Source organism: Oleiphilus sp. HI0043 (assembly GCF_001634935.1).
Genome location: NZ_LWEY01000331.1, coordinates 1 through 967 on the forward strand (window position 1 = coordinate 1; position 967 = coordinate 967).

General features: G+C 45.2%; 1 protein-coding gene. It reads left to right on the forward strand.

Going from position 1 to position 967, the window contains the following annotated elements; translation table 11 throughout:
• Positions 1-967 (forward strand): hypothetical protein (locus tag A3729_RS32215; protein ID WP_068633279.1); only part of this gene is annotated, 967 nt, incomplete at both ends.

Consider the following 967-nt stretch of genomic DNA (forward strand, 5'->3'; position numbering starts at 1 on the left):
GAGTTTGTAGCCAAGGTATTTGGTCGCTATGACTTTGAAGACGATGAGCGAACACATTTCGATTTACGCGAAGCGCTCTGGACCTACTACGGTGATTCTTGGGAGTTGCAGGCGGGTGTCGGAAAGGTGTTTTGGGGTGTCACTGAGTCTATGCACCTCGTTGATATCGTTAATCAAAGTGACAGCGTCGAAAACCCTGATGGCGAAGACAAACTCGGTCAGGCGATGCTTAAGTTTTCACTTGAACGAGACTGGGGAACGGTAGATCTTTTCTGGCTACCTTACTTTCGCGAAAGAACCTTTGTTGGTGAAGATGGTCGCTTGTCGGCTACCCCCGTGACTGTAAGCAATGATGAAGCGTTTTACGAATCTGGCGCTAAAGAATGGCGCAACGATGTTGCGATCAGATATTCTCATTACATTGGTGAGCTTGAATTTGCATTGTCGCACTTCTCGGGCACTAGTCGAGAAGCTAATTATGGTGGTTCGGTTGTTAACGGTGTTGTCGCTAAGCTCATTCCTTACTATTCAGTGATTGACCAGACAGGTATTGAACTACAGTATATTTATGACTCCTGGCTATTAAAGTTTGAGGGGATAACCAATTCTGGCTTTGACAGCAGATATAGCGCCGCAGTATTTGGCTTCGAATATACTCAAGTCGGTATTTTCGAAAGCTCTGCTGATCTGGGGTGGGTATTGGAATATATGTTTGATGACCGTAAAGAGCGCGCAACTCACGCTTTTGAACGAGATATTTTTGCCGGATGGCGTTATGCCTTTAATGATGAAGACTCTTCTGAAATCCTAACTGGCTTTATAGTTGATCCGCGTACTGAGGAAATAATGTTTTCATTCGAGGCGAATAAGCGTTTGGCGAGTGATCTTAAATTGAATATTGAGGCGCGCGTGTTTCACGGCGCCGAAAGTGACAATCAATTGAAAACCTACGGCCTTAGAGACGAAG